Annotated in this window: 22 protein-coding genes; 6 read left to right on the forward strand and 16 right to left on the reverse strand. The window is 70.2% G+C overall.

Translation table 11 applies throughout. From position 1 onward, the window contains the following. Positions 1-72: 72 nt before the first annotated feature. The 3 genes from OHA17_RS35975 to OHA17_RS35985 form a co-directional block, all read right to left on the reverse strand. A complete protein-coding gene (locus OHA17_RS35975) occupies positions 73-378 on the reverse strand; it encodes a hypothetical protein (RefSeq protein WP_406509977.1) in 306 nt (101 codons plus the stop codon). Between the two features lie 93 nt (positions 379-471). Further along, positions 472-1,809 carry an efflux RND transporter periplasmic adaptor subunit gene (locus OHA17_RS35980; protein ID WP_406509978.1) on the reverse strand — a complete coding sequence of 446 codons (1,338 nt, stop codon included), beginning with the start codon at positions 1,807-1,809 and terminating at the stop codon, positions 472-474. Between the two features lie 297 nt (positions 1,810-2,106). Continuing rightward, positions 2,107-2,763 carry a hypothetical protein gene (locus OHA17_RS35985; protein ID WP_406509979.1) on the reverse strand — a complete coding sequence of 219 codons (657 nt, stop codon included), beginning with the start codon at positions 2,761-2,763 and terminating at the stop codon, positions 2,107-2,109. Positions 2,764-2,947: 184 nt separating this feature from the next. Between OHA17_RS35985 and OHA17_RS35990 the strand changes: the two genes are divergently transcribed. Further along, complete coding sequence (locus OHA17_RS35990) at positions 2,948-3,826, forward strand: arylamine N-acetyltransferase (protein WP_406509980.1); 879 nt, start codon at positions 2,948-2,950, stop codon at positions 3,824-3,826. A 108-nt stretch (positions 3,827-3,934) separates the two neighbouring features. Here the strand turns inward: OHA17_RS35990 and OHA17_RS35995 are convergent, their stop codons facing one another. The 8 genes from OHA17_RS35995 to OHA17_RS36030 form a co-directional block, all read right to left on the reverse strand. Further along, the gene (locus tag OHA17_RS35995) at positions 3,935-4,564 is read right to left on the reverse strand and encodes a DUF1707 domain-containing protein (protein ID WP_406509981.1); all 630 of its coding nucleotides are present in this window, start codon (positions 4,562-4,564) and stop codon (positions 3,935-3,937) included. A gap of 135 nt (positions 4,565-4,699) precedes the next feature. Next, entirely contained in the window at positions 4,700-5,482 is a 783-nt protein-coding gene (locus OHA17_RS36000; RefSeq protein WP_406509982.1) for an SDR family NAD(P)-dependent oxidoreductase, read from the reverse strand. Continuing rightward, on the reverse strand, positions 5,479-6,480 hold the full coding sequence (locus OHA17_RS36005) for an ornithine carbamoyltransferase (protein ID WP_406509983.1): 1,002 nt from the start codon (positions 6,478-6,480) through the stop codon (positions 5,479-5,481). The genes OHA17_RS36000 and OHA17_RS36005 overlap by 4 nt, the downstream gene beginning before the upstream one ends. A gap of 4 nt (positions 6,481-6,484) precedes the next feature. Continuing rightward, complete coding sequence (locus OHA17_RS36010; RefSeq protein ID WP_406509984.1) at positions 6,485-7,849, reverse strand: APC family permease; 1,365 nt, start codon at positions 7,847-7,849, stop codon at positions 6,485-6,487. Beyond that, positions 7,789-8,682 carry an ArpA protein gene (locus OHA17_RS36015; RefSeq protein WP_406509985.1) on the reverse strand — a complete coding sequence of 298 codons (894 nt, stop codon included), beginning with the start codon at positions 8,680-8,682 and terminating at the stop codon, positions 7,789-7,791. Before OHA17_RS36015 ends, OHA17_RS36010 begins: the two co-directional genes overlap by 61 nt. Positions 8,683-9,122: 440 nt before the next feature. After that, complete coding sequence (locus tag OHA17_RS36020) at positions 9,123-9,779, reverse strand: maleylpyruvate isomerase N-terminal domain-containing protein (RefSeq protein ID WP_406509986.1); 657 nt, start codon at positions 9,777-9,779, stop codon at positions 9,123-9,125. Between the two features lie 82 nt (positions 9,780-9,861). Beyond that, positions 9,862-10,341 carry a diadenosine tetraphosphate hydrolase gene (locus OHA17_RS36025; RefSeq protein WP_406509987.1) on the reverse strand — a complete coding sequence of 160 codons (480 nt, stop codon included), beginning with the start codon at positions 10,339-10,341 and terminating at the stop codon, positions 9,862-9,864. Positions 10,342-10,517: 176 nt separating this feature from the next. Beyond that, on the reverse strand, positions 10,518-11,225 hold the full coding sequence (locus tag OHA17_RS36030; protein WP_406509988.1) for an SDR family NAD(P)-dependent oxidoreductase: 708 nt from the start codon (positions 11,223-11,225) through the stop codon (positions 10,518-10,520). A 101-nt stretch (positions 11,226-11,326) separates the two neighbouring features. On the opposite strand from OHA17_RS36030, the gene OHA17_RS36035 reads away from it, so the two are divergent. Further along, positions 11,327-11,926, forward strand: a complete 600-nt coding sequence (locus tag OHA17_RS36035) for a TetR/AcrR family transcriptional regulator (RefSeq protein ID WP_406509989.1) — start codon at positions 11,327-11,329, stop codon at positions 11,924-11,926. Positions 11,927-11,936: 10 nt separating this feature from the next. Here the strand turns inward: OHA17_RS36035 and OHA17_RS36040 are convergent, their stop codons facing one another. Further along, positions 11,937-12,479 carry a GNAT family N-acetyltransferase gene (locus OHA17_RS36040; protein WP_406509990.1) on the reverse strand — a complete coding sequence of 181 codons (543 nt, stop codon included), beginning with the start codon at positions 12,477-12,479 and terminating at the stop codon, positions 11,937-11,939. 120 nt (positions 12,480-12,599) lie between these two features. Here OHA17_RS36040 and OHA17_RS36045 point away from each other — a divergent pair, with 120 nt between their 5' ends. Further along, complete coding sequence (locus OHA17_RS36045; RefSeq protein WP_398875407.1) at positions 12,600-13,088, forward strand: MarR family winged helix-turn-helix transcriptional regulator; 489 nt, start codon at positions 12,600-12,602, stop codon at positions 13,086-13,088. A 122-nt stretch (positions 13,089-13,210) separates the two neighbouring features. Here OHA17_RS36045 and OHA17_RS36050 read toward each other — a convergent pair whose 3' ends face one another. Beyond that, positions 13,211-14,065 (reverse strand): oxidoreductase, encoded by an 855-nt coding sequence (locus OHA17_RS36050; RefSeq protein ID WP_406509991.1) that lies wholly within the window; start codon positions 14,063-14,065, stop codon positions 13,211-13,213. A gap of 123 nt (positions 14,066-14,188) precedes the next feature. On the opposite strand from OHA17_RS36050, the gene OHA17_RS36055 reads away from it, so the two are divergent. The 3 genes from OHA17_RS36055 (at position 14,189) to OHA17_RS36065 (ending at position 17,175) form a co-directional block, all read left to right on the forward strand. After that, on the forward strand, positions 14,189-14,995 hold the full coding sequence (locus tag OHA17_RS36055; RefSeq protein WP_406509992.1) for a helix-turn-helix domain-containing protein: 807 nt from the start codon (positions 14,189-14,191) through the stop codon (positions 14,993-14,995). Between the two features lie 134 nt (positions 14,996-15,129). Continuing rightward, a complete protein-coding gene (locus tag OHA17_RS36060) occupies positions 15,130-16,605 on the forward strand; it encodes an MFS transporter (RefSeq protein WP_406509993.1) in 1,476 nt (491 codons plus the stop codon). Positions 16,606-16,752: 147 nt separating this feature from the next. Further along, positions 16,753-17,175 (forward strand): PPOX class F420-dependent oxidoreductase, encoded by a 423-nt coding sequence (locus tag OHA17_RS36065; RefSeq protein WP_406510904.1) that lies wholly within the window; start codon positions 16,753-16,755, stop codon positions 17,173-17,175. 87 nt (positions 17,176-17,262) lie between these two features. Here the strand turns inward: OHA17_RS36065 and OHA17_RS36070 are convergent, their stop codons facing one another. From OHA17_RS36070 to OHA17_RS36080, 3 genes are read right to left on the reverse strand one after another with little or no spacing between them, the layout of a single operon-like run. Then, complete coding sequence (locus OHA17_RS36070) at positions 17,263-18,936, reverse strand: ABC transporter family substrate-binding protein (protein WP_406509994.1); 1,674 nt, start codon at positions 18,934-18,936, stop codon at positions 17,263-17,265. Between the two features lie 57 nt (positions 18,937-18,993). Further along, positions 18,994-21,078 (reverse strand): dipeptide ABC transporter ATP-binding protein, encoded by a 2,085-nt coding sequence (locus tag OHA17_RS36075; RefSeq protein ID WP_406509995.1) that lies wholly within the window; start codon positions 21,076-21,078, stop codon positions 18,994-18,996. Next, the gene (locus tag OHA17_RS36080) at positions 21,075-22,025 is read right to left on the reverse strand and encodes an ABC transporter permease (RefSeq protein ID WP_406509996.1); all 951 of its coding nucleotides are present in this window, start codon (positions 22,023-22,025) and stop codon (positions 21,075-21,077) included. Before OHA17_RS36080 ends, OHA17_RS36075 begins: the two co-directional genes overlap by 4 nt. Position 22,026: the final 1 nt, after the last annotated feature.

Raw genomic sequence — 22,026 nt, forward strand, 5'->3', positions numbered from 1 at the left:
GGGCGTCGCTTCGATGGGCACCGGGCCCATCGCGTTGGTGGCCGTCAGGAGAGTGGCCCAACCGGCCGCCTCCTACTGAAGGTGGTGGTTCTCCACCAGTACGCCGGCGATGAACGCCAGTGCCGCCACGATGCCGACGGCCAGGAGCAGGGTCAGCCACGGCAGTTCGCGCCACGGCGCGGTGCGGCGCTCCTTCACCTCGCCCGACGCCTGCGCGGGTTGCCCGGTGCCGGCCGCCACGGGGGACGCCGCCGCTGCCGCGGCGATGTCTCCTTCCCCGGTCACGGGCTGGACCGCGCTGAGGGCGGGCGCGGCGACGGTGGCCGGCTCGGGGTCCTGGCCGCCGGTCTTGGTGAACGCGTCACGGTCTCGGACCATGTCGTGGGTACTCCCTTGTCCTGATGTGGGTGCGATCGTGAGGGGAACGCCGCGAGCGGGCCGGTGCGGCCCGCTCGTCAAGTCGCCCCGGCCCTACGGTGCGACGGTGGTGATCCGCACCTTCTGACCCTGCGTCAGACCGCTGGTGATCTGGGTGTTGGTGTCGCTCTCGACGCCCACCGTCACCTGAGCGGGGTGTGCGGTCCCGTCCGCTGCGACCACCGTGACCGTGCGCCGGGTGCCGGTGCCGCTCAACGCCGCCGTCGGCACGAACAGGGCGTCGGACGCCTCGCCCGCGACGATCTGGACGCTGACACCCTGCCCCGTGTGGAGGTCCTTCGTCGGGCCCAGGATGTCGAGCGTCACGGGGTACTGGGCGGAGGTCCCCACACCGTTCACGGCGAGCGTGCTGACCGACAGGACCCTCGCGTTCAGAACGCTGCTGGACTGGGCGGTCAGGGTGACCGTGGCCGCCTGACCCGGCTTGAGCCGGAGCGCGTCGGCCTCCGAGACGTTGGCCTTCACCTGCATCCCGGTCGGGTTGGTGAGGACGATGAAACCGCTCGGCGCGGCCGGGGCGCCACCCGTCCCGGCGCCTCCCGTGGTACCGGGGGCGGGGGCCGGCGCCGTGCCCGGAGCCGCGCCCGCCCCCGAGGTGTACGTCGTGCCGATCACCGTCTGCCCGACCGTGGCGCCCACCGAGGCGACGGTTCCGTCGACCGGCGAGGTCAGCACGGTCCCGTCGAGCGTGCGCTGCGCGGTGTCCACCGCCGTCTGCGCCTGGGACACCTGCGCCTGGGCCTGGATGAGCAGGTTGGGATCGATGGACGGATCGGCGACGGGGACCACGTTCACGAACGCGGCGTTGCGCACGGACAGTTCGGCGGCGGCCCCGGTCACCGGCGGCGTCGAGGAAGTGGGGGAGGGGGTCGCGCTGGGTGTGGCGGACGGAGTGGGGCTGGGTGAGGGGGGCGGCGACGCGGGGTGGCTGGCTCCCCCCGACGGGTTGGGGCCGGCACTGGCCGGCGGGCTCGCCGGCTGACCCTCCTGCACCTTGGCGAGGTTCGCCTTGGCGGCCACCAGCGACGTCTTCGCCTGCGCGAGCGCCTGGCGCGCCGCGGTGTCGTCGACCTTCGCGAGCTCCTGGCCCTTGGTGACCTTGTCACCCGGCTTGACCTCGACCTTGGTCAGCTGCCCACCAGTGGTGAAGTTGATCCCGGCATCGCTCGGCGAGGTCAGCAACCCGGCCCCGGAGACGGTCGACTGCACCTTCCCCGTGGAGACGGCGGCTGTTCGGGTGTCCGTGCGCTTGGTCGAGGAACTGTCGGAGTTCACCACCACCGCGTAAGCACCGCCCACGGCCGCGACGAGCACTACACCGAGCGCCGAATTCAACAGGACGGCTTTATGCAGCCGCGGAAGGACCTTCATACCCGGGAGCCTGTCAGCCGCCCCGCTCGTCCACCATGACCCTCCGGCCAAGCTTCCGTACCAGGCGCTTTGATAAATGATCATGGGTGGTGGGTCGCTCGGGCACCTGGGGCCGGTCACTGCCCGTGGTCACACGCGCCTCATCCTTCAGAGTGCCTCACCAGGATCCCGAATTGAAGGAATTCCACTACGTATTGTCGTCAACACCCCTTGGCGACAGGGGAATTGAGGTGCACGCTGAACGTGCGGGTCTGGCCGCGCCGGGCTTCCCCTCCCTGGTGTGGCCGGCTCGCTTCGTCAACGACGCCACAACCGCCGTTCCAGGACGGGATCGCGGACGGTCAGCACCGCGGTGGTGGCCAGCAGCCCGACGCCCGCGAGCTGGAACCCGGCCGCCCACCACCACATCAGGTCCCCTCTGGACCGAAGGATCGGGCCGACCACGCCACCCGGCGAGTAGACGACCGGCCGGTGCGCGCCGTCGGGCGCCGGGCAGGGCCCGGTCCTGGGAAGCTGCTCGGTGTTGCCGTCCGGCAGGTCGACCCAGCACTGGATGTACTTCGTGCCGTGCGACCCGGTCTCTACGTCGGCGTACGCGATGGTGGCCGTGCCCTGCTCACCGGCCAGGGCCAGGAAAGCGTCCGGCGCGTGCACCCCGCCGACCACCAGCAGGGCGCCGCCGACCCAGTAGGTCAGCTTGGCCCAGCGCGGTATGGCCCGGCTGCCGAAGACGATCCGGCGCAGCACCCATGCGTAGAGCGTGATCAGAACGATGAGGCCGAAGACGACCCCCACGCCGAAGTCGAGCAGCGCCGGGCCGAGCGTGCTCACCACGGCCACGGTGATGATCACGATCCATGCCACACCCATGGCGCGCGGACCGAGCCCGCGTATCGCCGCGGCCGACTGCTTGCGGCCGCCCTTCTTCCCGCCACTCGTCTTTCCGCCGCTCATCGCCCCGCCCTTCACGAAGTGGCCGGAAGTCTCGCATACGCTGCTGTGGCCGCATCAGGCCTGGCCCATGTGATGAACCCTGCGATGCCTAGGACCCCAGGCTCAGGACCAAGGACCGAGGCCGGGACGGAATAGCTCCGCGAGGAAGATCGCTGGAAATGGCATACGTGACCAGCCGATTGACGTGACGACACACAAGGAGACGCTCCGTATGTGGAACGGCGACGCCCTCGATCTCGATGCCTATCTGGCACACCTCGGCCACGACGGGGACCGCACCCCTTCCCTGGCGACGCTGCGCGCGCTGCACCGGGCACATGTGCTCTCCGTACGCTGGGAGAACCTGGAGGCGGTGCTCCGCAAGAGCCGCCCGCTCGACGTCCCCTCCGTACAGGCCAGGATGATCGGCAACCCGCGCGGCGGCACCTGCTTCGAGCACGTCACCCTGTACGCGGCGGCCCTGGAGCGCCTCGGCTTCGAGTTCTTCGTGGTCCAGGGCCGGGTGGAGCTGGGTTCGGGCAAGATCAGGCCCGAGACGCACGCGATGGCGATCGTCGAGCTGGAGGGCAAGCGCTGGCTGAGCGACGTCGGCTTCGGCACGAGCCCGCTCGAACTCATCGAGCTGACCGACGCTACGGACGTGTCGGACGGGGTGTGGGAGTACCGGCTGCGGCGCCAGGAGGTCTCACCGGGCGAACAGGGGTGGGCGCTCTACCAGCCCGCCGGCGAGCGCGAGGGGGTCGAGAAGGCCAGCGACGGATGGATGGTCCGGCACACCTTCACACTCCACCGGCAGTACCCCGTCGACCTCCAGGTCGCGAACCACTTCGGCGCCTCCAGCCCGCACTCGGCCTTCAGCGACCGCGTCTTTCTGCAGCGCCTGTTCCCCGACCGGGTGCACACCCTGGACAACCGTCGGCTGACCACGGTGCGGCCGGGGGTGCCCGGCCCGGCGGAATCCCGGGAGCTGGAGCCGAACGAAGTGCCTAAGGTCCTCACCGACGTCTTCGGCATCGAGCTGTCCGCCCAGGACATCGAGCTGCTGCTCCCCAAGCTGACCTGAACTCGCCGGAAACGGGGCCGAGTTCGATGGTGGCGACCGCGCCCCATGTGCGACCGCGCCACATGCGGCCGGCTTATGTGCGGCCGCCCCATGTGCGGCCCCTCCACGCTAGGCCGGTTTGCGGAGCAGCCACTGTCCGAAGGTCCGCCGTGGTGTGCGGACCTTGATCCGGCCGTAGGCGAAGCTGCCGGTCAGCTCCACCTGAAGGGTGTGCTCTGCCCCGGGGGCCGCAGCCCTGGGGGTGTTGCCCTTGCAGAAGCTCATCGACAGGGACTCGGTGTTCACCACGATCCCCGGCCCGGTCACCAGAAGCAGCGTGCCGCCGCGCATGTTCATGTCGATGCGCAGGGTGTCCTGTGTGATGACGGCGTCGGAGAAGTCGAGCATCACATCGCACCAGGACGGCCTCAGGTCGATCCGTCGCGGCACCACCCAACGGCCCTCGCGGCGGACCGAACCGGCCCGCTGGTCGATCCGGACGACGTCCTTCACCTCCGCGGCGCCGCCGGAAGCCGCGATGGACGGCAGGTCGGCCGTGAGAACGGCCAGCTCGTCCAGAGTGCGGGCGGTCAGGGCGACTTCCAGGCGCTGGTCCAGTTCGGTCGCGTCGAGCAGACCGTCCCCGGCGGCGATGCGCAGCAGGTCGACGGTCCGGTCCCGGTCGGCGTGCGAAGCCCTGGTGGGCGGTGACATGCCGGGGTCGTGCGGCTGACCAGTGGGCGACGTCTTTCCCGACATGTTCCCATCCCGATCTCGTGGGCGGCGCCTCGACGCCTGCGAATGAACTTACGTTATATCGCGTTAGGGCGGCGGCCAAGCCCGGGGACAGGTACAGGCCGCGGCCGCCGCCCGCTCGTGCGCGGACGCCGACGGCTACAGCGTGCCTCCGCCGTCCACCGTCAACACCGCGCCGGTCACGAAGGACGACTCCTCGCCGAGCAGGAAGCTCACGGCATCGGCGATCTCCCGCGGCTCACCGACCCGCCCCAGCGGACGGTCGGCCGCCTCCTCGTAGAACTCGGCCACGGGGCGGCCGAGTTGACGTGCCTCGTGTTCGAGCATGGAGGTCCGTACGTCTCCGGGTGCCACGCAGTTGGCGCGGATGCCCGCCGGCGCGTGGTCCAGAGCCATGGCCTGCGTCAGCATCACCACGCCCGCCTTGGCCGCACAGTAGGCGGCGGCCCGCCGCCCCGCCCGCAGGCCCCAGCCCGAGGCGATGGTGACGATCGAGCCCCCGCCCGCCTTGGCCAGCTGGGGAATCGCGGTCCGGCAGGTCAGGAAGACCGAGTCCAGGTTGTTCTCGAAGGTGGCCCGCCAGTCGGCCGGCGTCAGCTCCGTGACGTCGCCCCGCCGGATGCTGCCCGCGACCGTACACAGTCCGTGCAGCGCGCCGAAGCGCCCCACGACGGATGCGACCAGGGCCTCGACCTCATCGGGCCGGGACAGGTCGCAGCCGAACGGCTCGGCCCGGCCGCCCGCCGACCGCACCTCCAGGGCGACCTCCCGGGCGGACTCGACGTCCCGGTCCGCCACGGCGAGCGTGGTGCGATGGTCGGCGAGGCGTCTGCACACGGCGGAGCCGATCCCGCCGGCGCCCCCGGTGACGAGCACGACGCGGTCCGCCTCCGGGCCGCGTACACCGTCCGGCCCGTTCATCGCGGGCTCCCGTCGCCGGTGTCCGTACGGGTGGAGGAGCCGAGCACCATGGCGAGCAGCGCCTTCTGGGCGTGCAGCCGGTTCTCGGCCTGGTCGAAGATCAGCGAGCGGGGCCCGTCCTTGACCGCGGCGTCCATCTCCTCGCCGCGGTTGCTCGGCATGCAGTCGAGGAACGGCGCTCCCGGCGCGGCGAGCGCCATGAGCGGCTCGGTCACCCGCCACCGGTCGGCGAGCCGGGTCCGGGCCTGCCACTCGTGCTGCCCGGTCAACTGGAGGGACTTCCAGCTCTGTACGTACACCGCGTCGGCGCCCCGCACCGCCTCCGCCATGTCGTCGCAGAAGTCGAGCCGCGCCCCGGACGAGGCCGCCAGCGCGTGCGCCTCCTTGACGTACCGTTCGTCGAGGTCGAAGCCGGGCGGGTGCGCGAACGTGACGTGATGGCCGAGCAGGGCCGCGGCGAGCAGCGAGGAGTGCAGAACGCCCGGCGTCTTCTGCCGCGAGGAGTACGCCCAGGTGTAGACGACCCGCCGCTGCGGCAGCCCGTCGCCGAACCGCTCGCGCAGGGTCAGCAGATCGGCGAGGACCTGGCACGGGTGCTCCTCGTCGTCCAGGGCGTTGATGACCGGGATGGCGGAGTGCTCGGCCATGGTGTGCAGCCGCCGGTGTCCGGCGCCGTAGTCGGCCATGTCGTACCAGCGGACCACGAGGGCGCTGAGATAGCGGCTCAGGACACCGGCCGTGTCCTCGATCGTCTCATTGTTGGCGAGGCGCAGCTCCTCCGCTCCGTAGGTGTAACTGCGCCCGCCGAGTTGAGCGGTGGCCACCTGGAAGGAGACCCGGGTCCTGGTGGACGGTACGTGGAAGAGGAGCCCCAGGTCCGTGCCGGTGAGGTAGGGGTGGGTGTCCTCGCCGCGCTTCATGCGTTCGGCGAGGGCGAGCAGCGTGCGTAACTCGTCGGCGGAGAAGTCGGTCATTCCGAGTATGTGGCGGCCGAGCAAGGCGTCACCTCTCTCGTCGGTCGTGCTCCGGATGGTGGTGGTGCGGTGTGGTGGTGGGGAGTTCGTGGGACGGCGGGCGTGCGGTCGCCACGCGCGGCCCGGTCCGCTCGCGCCTGGCCGGCCACCTTTCGACGAGCACCGCGGCGGTCAGCATCGCGGCCGCGTAGCCGATGCTGACGCCCATGAACGGAAGCATCAGCAGGGTCACGGCGGTGACCAGGTAGTTCGTCCAGCGCATCGGCCCGGTCCTTACGAGACGGACGGCGGACAGGAAGGCGAGGAGGAAGACCAGGAGGTATGCGGCCGAGGACGCCTTGATGAGGACGGACTCGTTGGAGTCGGTCGACGCAAGGAGGCCGAGGGTGAGGCTGTAGCCCGGGACCAGGGCGAGCACGGCCCGCGACGGTGTGCCGGTGCGGGGCGAGATCCGGCTCAGGCCACGGGGGACGATCCCTTCGCGGGCCAGTGCGAAGACGACCCGGGACGTTCCCAGGCACCAGGCGTTGGTGGTGAGCACGAGCAGGACGGCCGCCACCAGGTAGCCGAGGGTGGTGTGGTCGGCGCCCGTGGCCGTCCTCAACAGCCGGGTGAATCCGGTGAGTCCCTGCTCGGTGTTCTGGTCCGAGGGCAGGGTGAGGGCGACCGTCAGCGCCATGGCGAAGTAGAGGACCCCCACGACGCAGACGGCGCACAGGATGCCGCGCGGGAAGGTGCGCCCGGGATCGCGTACCTCTTCCGCGATGGGCGCGGCGTTCTCCCACCCGATGAAGCCGAAGAAGCAGATCAGCAGGCAGTCGCCGAGCACGCCCCAGCCGTGCGGGGCGAACGGGTGGAGCTGGGCCGAACTGCCTTGGGGGAGCGCCAGGACGATGACGGCGCACAGCACCCCGGTGACGACCACCAGCACGGCGAGCTGCACGCGCCCGCTGACCTTGACGCCGAGCAGGTTCAGCGCGATGCAGCCGAGGATGACCACGGCCCCCGCCGCGAGCGAGGCCCGGTTGGAGGCGCCCGGGGCGAGCGCGGCCAGGAGGTAGCGGCCGGCGATCAGGCCCAGTACGGGGTTGGCCAGGAGCAGCGTCATCAGGAGGTAGAGCGCGGCGACCCGGCCCGCCCTTCTGCCGAAGGCCACCTCGACGAACTGCGCGACGCCCTTGCTCGTCGGGTGCAGTGTCGACAGCTTGGCGAAGACGAGCGCGAACGGGTAGCTGTACAGGATCAGGATGCCCCAGGCAAGGAGCGACAGCGGCCCCGCCGTGGTCCAGGCGAGCACCGGGATGACCAGCAGGCCGACGCCGAGAACGGAGGTCAGGTAGTGGACGACGAGCCCGGGGACTGTGATGTGCCGCCGCAGGACGTTGGCCGCCACTGGGAACTCTCCTGTTCCGTTCCGCGGGAGGCTGTGTCCCGAACTGCGGGGGCGTAAGCCGTGGGGCGGCCATCCGCCGGATCCGCCCACAAGGCGTCCATGGTCTCGTGGGACATGGACTTGGCCAGGTCACGGCGCGCGGCATAGCCCATGTTCACGATGAGGCGCCTGCCGCCGGTCACCGGATACACCCGGTGCAACGTGGTGTCGGACCGCAGGAAATAGAGGTCGCCTGGCCGGAGTTCGACGGATTGAATGGGCTGCGATACGAAGTGCCGGTTCAGCTGCGGGTTTTCCTTGTCCCACTCCGTACGCGGTACGCACTGCACGAATCCGCCCTGTTCCACCGGCGGGCAGTCGACCACCCACACGAGGGCGAAACTGTAGTCGTCCCAATGCCAGCCATGTGTGTCGCCGCTCTGCGTGAGCTCGGTAATGACGAATTGCTCAGGAGCATAGGGGCATTCAAGAACATCTTCTCCCGCCACGACGCCCAGGGCCTCCCTGAGCCCGGGGGAGGAATACAGTCGCGGAAGGATCCGGCCGTACTCGGCGATCTCGGCGCGGCGTACGTTGTGCATCCGCCGCGGCGTGCCGCCGGTCGCCTCGAACGTGCTGTCCCGCCGCACGGCATGGCGACTGATCAGGGATTCCGATTCCTCCGCGACGAGCTTCTTGACGTCGTACGGTGCGAGGAATCCGGTCTTCACGAAACCCTGGGTGAGGAATTCGCGCCGGGCCCGTTGCAGACGGAGCGGGGGCACCTCGTGGACAAGGTGTTGTTCCAGTGCGTCGACGACGTTGTCGGCGCGTGCTGCACTTGCTTCGATCATGGCAAGATCCGTTCCCCGATCTTCCCGGCGCTGCCGCCGTCGGTTTCCGGCCCGAAGGCTCGCATGCTTCCGGGGCCTTTGGTCATTTACCAGTGAACAGTGCCGTACAGGGGGCATGCGGGTGGCAGGGGGTATTCACGCCAGGCGAGGGTGGCTCAGATCCAAGGGGAGGCCGGCCGGGGTGAAAAGGGGAGTCACCCTCTCCCGTTGACATTGACCTCACATCTGTCGCGAAATTCTGGCCGGGGAAAGGGAATCGGCCCACGTTGTGCCCAGTGGGCACCTATCATGCGCAATTCGCGGTGCGCGGCGGCGAGACCGGTCATTCGTCGCATCCGCGGGAGCAGATCCTGGCCGCGACCGCTGCCGGGTACTTGGCGCATCGTGAGCACGTCGCGCCAAGGGCGGGGCTGCGCGCGCCGACTCACTGCGTGGACGTATCAGCCGAGGACGAGCGGCAACTTCGCACCCAGGAGGCCGAGTTCGGCCCTCTCCGTGCCGCTGGGCGCTCGGCGGCCGGTGCCGATCAGCAGCGCCTCGGCGTCGCTGAACGACGCGGGGAACGGGGCGCCGGCGATCGCTTCCAGCATCGCGCGGGACCGGGCCAGGCCTTCGGCGGGCGGCCCCGCGACGTCCGGGAGGTGGGCGATCAGGTCGAGGTGGTGCAGCGTCCATTCCAGGACGTACGCGGTGAGGTAGTCGCCCACGGTGAGAACCTGGTCCTGGGTGCCGACCCGGGTGCCGGGGTCGGCGAGTTCGGCAGCCCGTCCGGCGGCGGAGCCGACGTCGTCCAGGTGGAACTTGAGCAGCCCCGGCTCCCCGTAGGCGGCGGCCAGCCGGACGATCAGCGTGTCGAGCGGGTCGTCGCCGGTGGGCGGTTGGTCCCCGACGCTCCAGTAGGTCACCGCATCGACGGTCGGTTCGCCTTCGGCGGGCGTCACGAGAGTGATCAGGACGTCCTGGGCGTCGATGACGAGGTGGCACACGAGGTCCCGCACGAGCCAGCCACTGCAGCCGGACGGCCGGCCGAAGTCCGGGTCGCGGAGCCCGGCGACCGCGGTGCGCAATGCCGCCCAGGAGTGTGAGAAGAGATCCACCTCGGCAAGGTAGCGGGGTGCGGCGAGGCCGGACAAGCGGATTCGGGCGGCGCCGCCCGCGCGCATGCCGCAGCGGCCTGCGTCAGTCCTGTGCGGTCAGCCGGTCCAGTTCCTTGGCGATCTCCTCCCGCAGCGGGTCGTGCCGGGGGGCCAGGGCATGTTGCTCATCACGCCAGTTCTCGTGGGGATACAGCCAGACCGGGACGCGGACGAGATCGGCCGGTTCCCAGTCGAAGCGAGGCCACACATGCGCGTGGAGGAAACCGTCGGTGTTGCCGAGGATCTCCAGGTTCACCCGGCGAAACGCCGGGTCGAGCCGACGGCAGGCGTGCTCGACGGCTTCGCCGAGCACGTCCAGGTCGGACAGGAAAGCCAACCGCCGCGCCCGCGGAAGCTCGGACAGCCGCTCCACCCGGGGATCATCCACCAGGAGAACCGAGTAGCCCGGCAGGAACTGCACATCCCCGATCGCCGCGAATCCTGCCGTCAACCGCCGCAGCACGGTGGGGTTTTCGCCACGCAGGGCACTTCCGATCCGGTCCTCGCGCCATTCGCCAGTCATGACGGAAACCTATGTGACGGCGATCGGGGGGCGCCGGCCGACCTCAGGGGATTCGAGGGTCCGGCCATGGCGGCCCGGTCGGCGCAGCGATGAGTTTCCGTTCCCGGCGGAGTCGGAATGGCAGTACGGACGGAATGCCCCCAGAGGCGCGCCCCGGGTGCGCTCGGTCTGGGGTCCTACCACGGGACCGTCTCGCCGTGCAGGTCCAGGAATTGCAGGCCGGGAGCGCCGGCCTGCGCTTCGAGGACGTCGACGACGGCCGGGATGCTCTCCTTGGGGCTCAACGGGGCGTCGGGGCCCCCGAGTTGAGTTCTGTTGTGGCCGGGGTCGATGAGCAGTTTGGTGTGGCCGTCGTCGGCATGACGGGTGGTGTAACTGCGCATCAGCTGGTTGAGCGCGGCCTTGCTGGCCTTGTAGAGCTCGTAGCCGTCCTCGGTGTTGCGCGAGATGCTGCCCTGCTCGGAGGACATGACCGCGACGGTTCCGCCGGGTGCCACGAGTCCGCGCAGCGCCTCCAGTACGCGCAGCGGGCTCAGCGCGTTGGTGACCATCACCTCGGTGAACATCTCGGTCGGGACCTCGCCGATGGGCAGATCCCCCCGGTCGATCGCGGCGTTGACGAAGAGCAGATCGAGTCGGCTGCCCTCCAAGCGGAGTTCCAGGCGCTCGCGCAGAGCGGCCAGTTGCCCGGAACTGGTCATCTCCAACGACTCGACCTCCAGCAGTCCCTTCCGGGCCTCGGCATGCGCCTGCAGCTCGCCGCTGTTCCGGCGGGTGGTGGCGATGACGTGCCAGCCGCGCCGGGAGAGCTCGTCGGCGAGGACGAGCCCTAAGCCTCGCGAGGCTCCGACGACCAGGGCTTGGCGGTTGGGCGTGGTGGACACACGTACTCCTTCGCGGTGGTTCGCAGTGGATGAACTCAACCTAGACGAGACGGTGCGTCTAGACAATGGAGCCGGGACCCCTGCCGGGTACTGTGTTCCGCATGCCCGCCACGAGCTCTCAGCCCCGCAGGCCCCGCTCCGGCCCCCGGCGCGACGAGGCCGCACGTCTGGCGGTGCTTCATGCCGCGGACGACCTGCTCGCCGAGCACGGCTTCGGCGCTCTGACCGTCGAGGCCATCGCGAGGCGTGCCGGGGTCGCCAAGCAGACGATCTACCGCTGGTGGCCCTCGAAGGTCGAGATCCTCCTCGACACCCTCATCGAGGACAGCGAGAAAAGCCTTCCCGTCCCGACGGAGCAGGTCACGGCGGACAGCATCCGCGGCTACCTGCGGGGCTTCGCGCGGTTCCTCACGCGCGACCCCGCCGGCAAGGTCCTGCTCGCGCTGATCGCGCAGGCGCAGCACGATCCCGACACGGCCAAGAGCTTCCACAAGCGCTATCTCGCGCCACGCCGCACCCAAGAACGCGACATGCTCGCGCGCGCGATCGACGCGGGTGAGATCTCGCCGGAGCTTGGTCCCGACGCCACGATGGACGCCCTGGTCGGCCCGATGGTCTACCGCGCCCTGACCGGTGCGAGCATGCCCCGCGGTCTGGTGGACACCCTGGTCGAGGACCTGCTCAGGCCCCGCCGGAACTGAGGATCCGGTCTCAGCCGGACGTCCTGTCCGAGGCGCCGGGTCCCGCCCCCGGCCGTCGCACCATGAACACGTCGACGGGATCCTCGGTCTCCACCGTGAACCCGTGCCGCTCGTAGAGGCGCCGCGCGGCGCTGCCCTGCAATACGTTCAGGCGGACGACCAGGCCATCGGCATCGGCCCGGTTCAGCATGGTGCGCAGGACGGCCGATCCGAGCCCCCGGCCCTGAAGGCGGGGTGCGAGAAAGAAGTGCTCCAGCCACTGGCCGTCCTCGGCCGGGCGCAGGGCGACGCACCCCGCGAAGGCGCCGCCGGCCAGGACGACCGACATGTGCTCCGGCACGAACGCGTCCCGGAACCTCTGCCGGACCCGATGCTCGTCGAACCGTCCGAGCCGCTCCAGATCCGGCCGCATCACCACGGCCCGCAGCTCCACGATCGGCTCGACATCCGCCGGCACCGCGCCCCGCAGCGCCCATCCCACCGGTCGCCCCGCCCCGCCCCCAGACAGCGCCTGGGTTAGTGCTGTGCCGCCCGCCCCCGTACTCGTATCCATGGCCGGAGTATCCCAATGGCCCTCTGAGACCTCGCATGCGGGATGGTCCGCTTGTTGTCCGCCTCAATTCGATCCCTTCCGGATGATCTGTCACGGATTGAAATTGCTACCCTGATGGACATGACTGCCATGGCGCCCGCTCGCACCGCCCCCGACCTGTCCTTCCTTCTGGACCACACCAGCCACGTCCTGCGCACCCGCATGGCGGCTGCGCTGGGCGGGATCGGGCTGACCGCGCGCATGCACTGCGTGCTGGTCCACGCGCTGGGGGAGGAGCGGACGCAGGCTCAGCTCGCCGAGCTCGGGGACATGGACAAGACCACCATGGTGGTGACGGTCGACGCCCTGGAGGCGGCGGGCCTCGCCGAGCGGCGGCCGTCCAGCAAGGACCGCCGGGCGCGCATCATCGCGGTGACCGAGGAGGGGGCCCGGGTCGCGCGCCGGAGCCAGAAGATCGTCGACGGCGTCCACGCGGAAGCCCTCGCCAGTCTCTCCGAAGGGGACCGGAAGGTGCTTCTGCGCGCCCTGAACGGCCTGGTCGAGGGGCACTTGGCCGTTCCCGCGGAGTCTCCCCGTCCGGCTCGCCGGGCCCGCCAGGGCGGGAAGTAGAAGGGGTGGCGCCGAGGTGAGCCCGATGGCCGCCAATACTTGATCTTGGCGGTTGCGGCGGCGGGCCGCCGCGGCACCGGACCGGGTCCGGGTGCCGACCACCACGAACGCACCCATGCCGCTCACCTTTCCGCCAGGTCCACGCTCACGGTCAGTGCCTCGTTGGCATCGGTCTCGGCAGCCGTGCGTGCCAGGCGGGCGCGGATTCCGGCGAGTGCATCGGAGCCCAGCAGCAGCCGCAGCGGAGGCACCTCTGCGTTCACGGTCGCGGCGATGGCCGCCGCAGCCCGGACCGGGTCGCCGGGCTGGCGGCCGGACACGGCCAGGGTGGCCTCACGGCGCTTGCCTGCGGTCCCCTCGTAGTCGTCCAGGCGGATCGGAGACTGCCGCATCGAGGCCCCGGCCCACTCGGTGCGCAGACCGCCGGGTTCCACGATCGTCACCGTGATGCCGAGCGGAGCGAGTTCCGCGGCCAGAGACTCCGACAGCCCCTCCAAGGCGAACTTCGTGGCGTGGTAGTAGCCGGTCGCGGCAAAGGCGGCCAGGCCACCGAAGGAGGAGACGTTGACGATGCGCCCCGTGCGGCGGGCCCGCATGCCGGGCAGCACGGCCTTGAGGACCGTCACCACACCGTGCACATTGGTGTCGTACAAGGCGCGAACAGCGGCCTCTTCGCCCTCTTCGATCGCCGCCAGGTAGCCGTATCCGGCGTTGTTGACGAGAACGTCGATCCGCCCGAACTTCCGCTCGCACTCCTGGACGGCCGCGGTCACCGACGCGGGGTCGGTCACATCCAGTTCCAGAGCCAGGGCTCGGTCGCCGTACTCGGCGGCGAGGCCGGTCACGGCGGCGAGTCCGCGGGCGGTGACGGCGACTCGGTCGCCTCGCTCCAAGGCGTGCTCGGCCAAGGCCCGGCCCAGGCCGCTGGAGCATCCGGTGATCAGCCAGACCGGCGATGCATTCGTTTCGTTCGACATGCCTCCATGGCAACAGCAGGCCGACGGACGTGCCACACCCCCTTGAGGCAGGCCCTGAAAGGGTCAGCTTCGCGTGCGGGACGGAAGCCGTCGCGCACGTGGGCGGCGGTAGAGTCGATGTGCATGACACGCGACGACGAACGGCTCGGTTCCTTTCTGCGCAGTCGCCGGGAGAAGATCGACGCCGCCTCCGCCGGTGTCGTCGGCAACGCGAGACGGCGGGTCAAAGGGCTGCGCCGTGAGGAACTGGCCCTGCTCGCCGGGCTCAGCCCGTCCTACTACGCCCGGATCGAGCAGGGCCGCGACCGGCATCCCTCCCGCGAGATCCTTGAAGCTCTCGCCCGTGTGCTGCGTCTGGACGACACCGAGCGGGCCTACTTGTGGTCCCTGGCGATGCCGCCGCTGGCACCGGTGGACAACGACACCGCACCGGCCCCTTTGGTGCGGGCCGGGGTACTGCACCTGCTGGAGCGATGGGCCGACCTGCCCGCGTTCGTCGTCGGCCCCAGGCGCGACGTACTGGCCGGGACCACGCTCGCCGCCCGGGTGAACCCCGCCTGGAGCACGGGGCACAACCTGATCGAGTTCACGTTTCTCGATCCGCGTGCGCGGACGGTCTATCCCGACTGGGAAGCGATCAGCCTGCAGACCGTCGCAGGTCTGCGCGCCACCGCCGCCACGCGCCGCGCGGAACTCGACGGCTTCGTGGCGCACATGCGCGAGCGCAGCGAGACGTTCCGTGCTCTGTGGGACTCGCACGACGTCCACGAGCGCGTGACGGGCGAGAAACGCCTGCAGGTCGACGGCGTCGGCATCCTCCGTCTGAGCTTCGAGACCTTCGGGCTCGCCGGACCCGAGGGCCACGTCCTGTACGTGTACTTCCCCCGGCCTGGCGGCACAGCGGACGAAGTGCTGCGCGGCCTCGCCTGACAGACCGGCCGAACGGCCGAGTGCGGCCACGTTCCAACGGGGGGAGGGGGAAGCGAGTCCGACCGAAACAAATAGTCTGCAACAAAACTATCTGTTAGTGTCCCTCCTGTCGCTCAACGGACAGGAGAGTTCGCATGTCTGCCCCTTCCGCTCCCACTTCCATAACCCCCCGCTCGCAGTGGCTGGCGCTCGCCGTCGTCGCCACGAGTCTGCTGATGGTCGTCCTCGACGGCAGCATCGTGACCGTGGCCATGCCGGCCATCCAGAACGACCTCCGCTTCACTCCCACCGGACTTGGCTGGGTCGTCAACTCCTACCTGATCGCGTTCGGCAGTCTGCTGCTGCTCTCCGGCCGGCTCGGCGACCTCGTGGGCCGCAAGCGGATGTTCCTGTCCGGCACGGCGGTGTTCACCGCGGCCTCGCTCCTCGCGGGCGTGGCCACCTCCCCGGCGGCGCTGATCACTGCCCGATTCCTCCAGGGCATAGGCAGCGCGATGGCCTCCGCCGTCGGCCTGGGCATCCTCGTGACGCTGTTCACCGAACCGGGGCAACGTGCCAGGGCGATCGCCGTGTTCAGCTTCACCGGCGCGGCCGGCGCCTCGATCGGGCAGGTGCTCGGCGGCGTACTCACCGACGCCCTGAACTGGCACTGGATCTTCTTCATCAACCTGCCGTTCGGGCTCGCGGTCCTGGGGCTCGCGCTGCCCGTGCTGCCCTCCGACCGGGGCCTCGGTCTGAAGGCCGGTGCCGACGCCCTCGGCGCGCTGCTCGTCACGGCGGGACTGATGCTCGGGATCTCCACCATCGTCAAGGCCGAGGAGTACGGCTGGACTTCGGCACGTACGCTCGGCCTGGGCGCGCTCGCCGCCGTTCTGCTCGCCGCGTTCCTCGCTCGGCAGGCCACCGCCAGGACCCCGCTCATGCCGTTGCGGATCTTCCGCTCACGGAGCGTCTCGGGGGCCAACCTGGTCCAAATGCTCATGGTGGCCGCGCTGTTCTCCTTCCAGATCCTCGTCGCGTTCTACCTGCAGAGGGTCCTCGGATACGACGCCACCCGGACCGGCCTGGCCATGCTCCCCGCCGCGGGCATCATCGGTGCGGTGTCCCTCGGTGTGTCCGCCCGCCTCAACGCCCGCTTCGGCGAACGCCGCGTCCTGCTCACCGGAATCGCGCTCCTGATCGGCGTTCTCGGACTGCTCGCCCGCGTCCCCGTGCACGCCGACTACGTCAGCGACCTCCTGCCCGTGATGCTGCTCGCGGCCGGCTTCGGGCTGGCTCTGCCCGCGCTGACCACCCTCGGCATGTCCGGCGCGGGCGAGGCGGACTCGGGCCTCGCCTCCGGCCTCTTCAACACGACCCAGCAGATCGGCATGGCCCTCGGCGTCGCAGTGCTCTCCACGCTGGCCGCGTCCCGTACCGACAACCTGCTCACCCATGGCAGCAGCCGGGCCGAGGCGCTGACCGGCGGCTACCACCTCGCCTTCGCCGTCGGCGCGGGGCTCCTCGTGGCAGCCTTCGTCGTCGCGGCCGTCGTGCTGCGCGGACCCCGGCAGCAGACCCGCACGACCACGACGCGGACACCCGACGTCACCGGCCTCACGGCCGTCTGAACTTCCCCCCAACCCTCACCGCGCACGCCACCGAAAGGCAGCACCGTGAACACGTACGAGAACGCGGCCGCGACTCCCGTCCAGGCAGCGACCGAGACCGATCGGCCCGGCAGCGGGCCCGCGCCCCGGGTCCTTTCCGACGAGGCACTGTCGCGGCTGCTCCAGGCGCAGCAGTTCGGAGTGCTGGCCACCGTCGGGCGCAGCGGTCACCCGCACCTGTCGACCGTGCTCCACCACTGGAACCCCGAAGAGCGCGTCGTGCGGATCTCCACCACGGCCGACCGTCTCAAGGTCCGGCATCTGCGCCGCGATCCGCACGTGGCCCTGCACGTCGCGGGCCCGGACGTCTGGTCGTTCGCCGTCGCCGAGGGCGAGGCCGAAGTGTCGCCGGAGACGACCGTCCCCGGCGACGCGACCGGCCGCGAACTCCTCGCGCTCACCCCCGGGTTCGAGGACCCGGCCGAGGAGCGGGCCTTCTTCGAGCAACTGGTCGCCGACCGGCGCGTGGTGATCCGGATCCCGGTCTCGCGTCTGTACGGAACGGCCCTGGACATCCCGGGCGCCGAATGACCCGGGCACACGGGCCCGGCCCCGGCACGGCAGAGCGCCATGCCGGGGCCGGGGGTCCGTTCGGCCGTGGACCGACGCCGGAGCGGGCTACTTCTGCCAGCCGACCGTCTCCGGCAGCGGGCTGTAGAAGATGGTCGCGCCCACGTTGGCCAGGCCCTTCTTCACGCCGTACGTCGAGGGGCCGCTGTACAGCGGCAGGAACGCGTACTCCTGGAGCGCCTTTTGCTCGACCTTGTTGACCGCCGCGTTCTGCTCGGCGAGGTCGGCGATCTCGGTGGTGGCGAGGATCTCCTTGTTCAGGGCGGGCGTACCGGAACCGGTGATGTTGGCGTCCCGGTCCGAGCAGTAGAAGTCGCACAGGTAGCGGGCGGCGAACGGGTCCATGGAGCGGTTGCCCGACAGGAAGAGGTCGAACCTGCGCTCGCTGAGGACCTTCGAGAAGTCCGCGTCGTCGGCCTTCGTGATGACGAGGTGGACGCCGATCTGCTTCAGCATCGCGGCGAGCGCGCCCGCCGTGGCCTTGCCGAGCGCGTCGTCGCCGAGGAGCGTGTAGCCGACGTCGAGCTTCTTGCCGTCCTTGACGCGGATGCCGTCCTGCCCGGGCTTCCAGCCCGCCGCGTCGAGCGTGTTCTTGGCGTCGTCCGGCGCGTACTTCAGCACCGCCGAGACGTTGTCCTCGTACCCCTTCTGGAAGCTGTGCAGGACGGCCGAACCGGGCAGCGGTTCCTGGTAGTCGAGCCCCTGGAACTGGATCTTCGCTATCTGTGCGCGGTCGACGCTCTCCTGGATGGCCTTGCGGACGGCCTTGTCCGAGAGGACCGGGGACTTGGTGTTGAAGTTGAGCGAGTACTCGAAGGGGCTGCCGCCGCTGCGGATCTCCGTGCCCTTGAGCCCCTTGATCTGCTTGAGGCTCTCCGCGTCGACGGCGGAGGTGTAGTCGAGCTGGCCGTTCTTGAAGGCGTTGACCGCCGCGGCCGACTCCAGGTTCACATAGACGCGTTGGTCCAACTTGCCCTTTCGTCCCCACCACTTGGGGTTGCGGACGAAGGTGATGTTGCCCGAGTGCGTGTCCCAGGTGCCGACCGTGTACGGGCCCGCGCCCCACTCCGGGTGGGCCTTCTTGACGTACGCCTGGTTGAAGTTGTCGACCGTGGCGGCCTTGGGGTGCAGGAACGTGGTGAACAGGCTGGACCAGGAGGCGTCGACGCCCTTGAAGGTGATGACGGCCTGTTTGGCGTCCGCGCCCCGCTCGACCGAGGTGATCTGGTCGTAGCCGACCGTCGTCGCGGCGGCGAAGGCCTTGTCCGAGCCGTTGTTGGCCTTCCAGGTGGCCTCGATCGCGGTCCAGTCGATGGGGGTGCCGTCGTTGAAGACGGCCTTCGGGTTGATCGTCAGGACGACCTTCTGGTGGCCGCCCTCGACGGTCGCCTTCACATCGCTGTAGTAGTCCGGGTTGTACTGCACTTCGCCCGTCGGCGAGTAAGTGATCGCGTCGGCGTTGTACCAGGCCCACACCCGGGACGCGGTGAGCGTGGCGTTGACGTTGAACGGGTTGCCCTGGTCGTCGAAGGTCCCGGCGGTGGTGTAGGTGCCGCCGTCCTTGATGTTGTCGTACGGCTGGGGGTTGTAGTCGGCGGCGGCCGACGCCGCCTTGGGAGCCGCCTTCGAGCCCGTGCTCTTCCCGGAGGAGGACTGGCACGCGGTGGCGGCGACGGAGACGGCGGCGATGAGGGCGACGGGCAGGGCCAGTCTTGAGCGCATGGCGGAGTGGTTCCTCTGGTCAGGCGTAAGGGACGGGGTCCGGGGAAGGGCAGGTGTTCAGCCGGCGTGGCAGGCGTACTCGTGCCCGGGCTGCCCGGGGACCTGGGCCGGTACGGGGCGTTGTGTGCGACAGAGCCGACGCACACCCTCGTCGGCGAGGCGGTACAACGGGCAGCGGTCGACGAACACGCAGCCCGCGGGAGGCCGGGCGGCGCTCGGCAACTCGCCCTCCAGGACGATGCGTTCACGGGTGCGTTCCCGCTGCGGGTCGGGCACCGGGATCGCCGAAAGGAGGGCCCGGGTGTACGGGTGCCTGGGGTCGGAGAAGATCGTCTCGGTGTTCCCGGTCTCGACGATGTGACCCAGATACATCACCGCGATGCGGTCGGAGATGTACCGGACGACGGCCAGGTCATGGGCCACCACCAGGTAGGCGAGACCGAGTTCGCGCTTCAGGCGGGCGAGGAGGTTGATCACCCCGGCCTGCACCGACACGTCCAGGGCCGAGAGCGGCTCGTCGAGGGCCAGCAGCTTCGGCTCGGCCGCCAACGCCCGTGCGATGCCCACGCGTTGGCGCTGTCCGCCCGACAGTGCGGCCGGGAAACGGTCGCTGACCGAGGCGTCCAGACCGACCAGGGCAAGCAGCTCGTGGATGCGGGAACGGATCGACTCGCGGTCCCGCCCGACGGCCCGCAAGGGCTCGGCGAGCAGCTGGAACACGGGCAGCCGCGGGTCCAGGGCGCCGAGCGGGTCCTGCATGACGATCTGTACGTTCTGCCTCAACTCCCGTATTCGAGCGGGGGATTGGGCCGCGCCCACCTCGGTTCCGGCGATCTCGATCCGGCCGCTTTCGGGGCGCCTGAGCCGGAGGATCTCAAGCAGCGTCGTGGTCTTGCCGCTGCCCGACTCGCCCACCAGACCCAGGGTCTCCCCGGCCCGCAGCTCGAAGCTCACCCGGTTCACGGCGTGCAGGGTGGCGACCCGGCGCTTGAGGACGGCGCCCTTGGTGACCGGGAACGTCTTGACGAGGTCCTCGACCCGGAGCACCACGTCACCGACCCGCGTACGCGCGGATTCGGCGGGCTCGTCGAGGGGCGTCCCGGATCCGGCGGGATCCAACGTTCCGGCGGCGATCTCGTCGGCGCGCAGGCAGGCCACGTGACCGTGCCCGGTGATCTCGCGCAGCCCGGGTTCGTCGGTGCGGCAGGCATCCAGAGCGACGGCGCAGCGGCTCGCGAAAGGGCAGCCGGGCGGGAGGCCTGCGAGGGTGGGCGGTTCGCCGCCGATGGGGACCAGGGGGCGGTGGACCCCGCTGTCCACGGTCGGGACGGCGGCGAGCAGCCTCGCGGTGTACGGCATTGTCGGGCGCCGGAACAGTTCCTCGACGCCGGCCCGCTCCACCAGCCGGCCCGCGTACATGACGGCGATGTCGTCGGCGTGGCCCGCGACGACCCCGAGGTCGTGGGTGATGAGCACGAGCCCGGCGCCGGTCTCGGCCTGCGCCAGGCGCAGCACGTCGAGGATCTGGGCCTGCACCGTGACGTCGAGGGCGGTGGTGGGCTCGTCGGCGACGAGTACGGACGGCTTGTTGGCGATCGCCATGGCGATGACGACCCGCTGGCGCATTCCGCCGGAGAACTCGTGCGGGAACGACTTGGCCCGCTCGCGCGGATCGGGGATGCCGACGAGATCGAGCAGCTCGACGGCCTGCTCCCAGGCCGCGCGTTTCGTGAGGTCCTGGTGGACCCGCAGGGTGTCGCAGAGCAGTCGGCCGACCGAGTAGATCGGGGTGAGCGCGGACAGCGGGTCCTGGAAGACCATGCCGATGGAATTGCCCCGTACCCCGGAAAGCTCCTTGTCGCCGAGCCCGATCAGGTTGCGCCCGCCGAGCAGGACCTCTCCGCTCAGGGTGGCGGAGGGCGGCAGCAGGCCCATGATGCCCATCGCGGTGGCCGACTTGCCCGAGCCGGACTCGCCGACGATGCCGAGCGTGCGGCCGGGCAGCAGGTCGAAGCTGACACCGCGCACCGCCTCGACGGGCCCGGCCTCGGACGGGAAGGAGATCCGCAGATCCCGCACCGAGAGCACGGGGGTGGCGTCGGTGGGCGGTGCGGCCTCGGTCAGAGGTGTCGCGAGGGTCATCGTCGGCCTCCAGCCGCGCCGGTCACGGACGTGGGGTCGAGGGCGTCGCGCAGCCCGTCGCCGACGAAGGTCATCGACACGGTGAGCAGCACGACCAGACCCGCGGGGAAGGCGAACAGCCAAGGCGCGCTGGTGATCGTGCTCGCGCCGTCCGCGAGCATCGTGCCCAGCGAGACGTCCGGCGTCTGCACGCCGAACCCCAGGAAGGACAGGGCGGTTTCGCTGAGTACGGTCGAGACGACACCCAGCGTCAGATTGACGATCAGGAGCGAGCCGAGGTTGGGAATGATGTGCCGCAGGATGATGCGCAGCGGGCGCACCCCCATGAACTCGGCGGCCGTCACGTAGTCGCGTTCGCGCAGCGAGGTCGACACGGACCAGATCACCCGCGCCGTGGACATCCAGCCGAACACCGTCAGGACGACGATGAGCACCCGCCAGTCCCCGGCGAGGCGGTGCGAGACCAGCGCGAGGATGAGGAACGAGGGGACGATCAGCAGGAAGTGGATGACGGCGAGCGTCGCCTTCTCGACCCGGCCCCCGAAATACGCGGCGCTGGACCCGATGACCGCGGCGACGACCACGGTCAGGACGGACACGCTCACGGCGATCGCCAGCGAGCGCTGGAGCCCGTGCACGGCCGAGGCGTAGATGTCGTTGCCGCCCTGGTTGGTGCCGAACCAGTGGGCGGCGCTGGGCGGTTGGGTGAGCGCGGCGAAGTCGGTGTCGGAGTACGTGTAGGAGGTGAACAGGCCGCCGAAGGCACTGAACAGCACCAGGAGCAGGAAGATCACCACGCCTGTGACGGCGAGGCGGTTGCGCAGGAAGCGCCGCAGATAGAGCCGGCCGAGACCGATGTGCCGCTCGCTGTTCGGGAGGGGCCTCGGCACGGGCTTCCCCGCGGGCTTCTCCGCGGGCTTTTGCGCGATGGTCGCATCTGACGTCATG

Source organism: Streptomyces sp. NBC_00212 (assembly GCF_045206365.1).
Classification (GTDB): Bacteria; Actinomycetota; Actinomycetes; order Streptomycetales; family Streptomycetaceae; genus Streptomyces.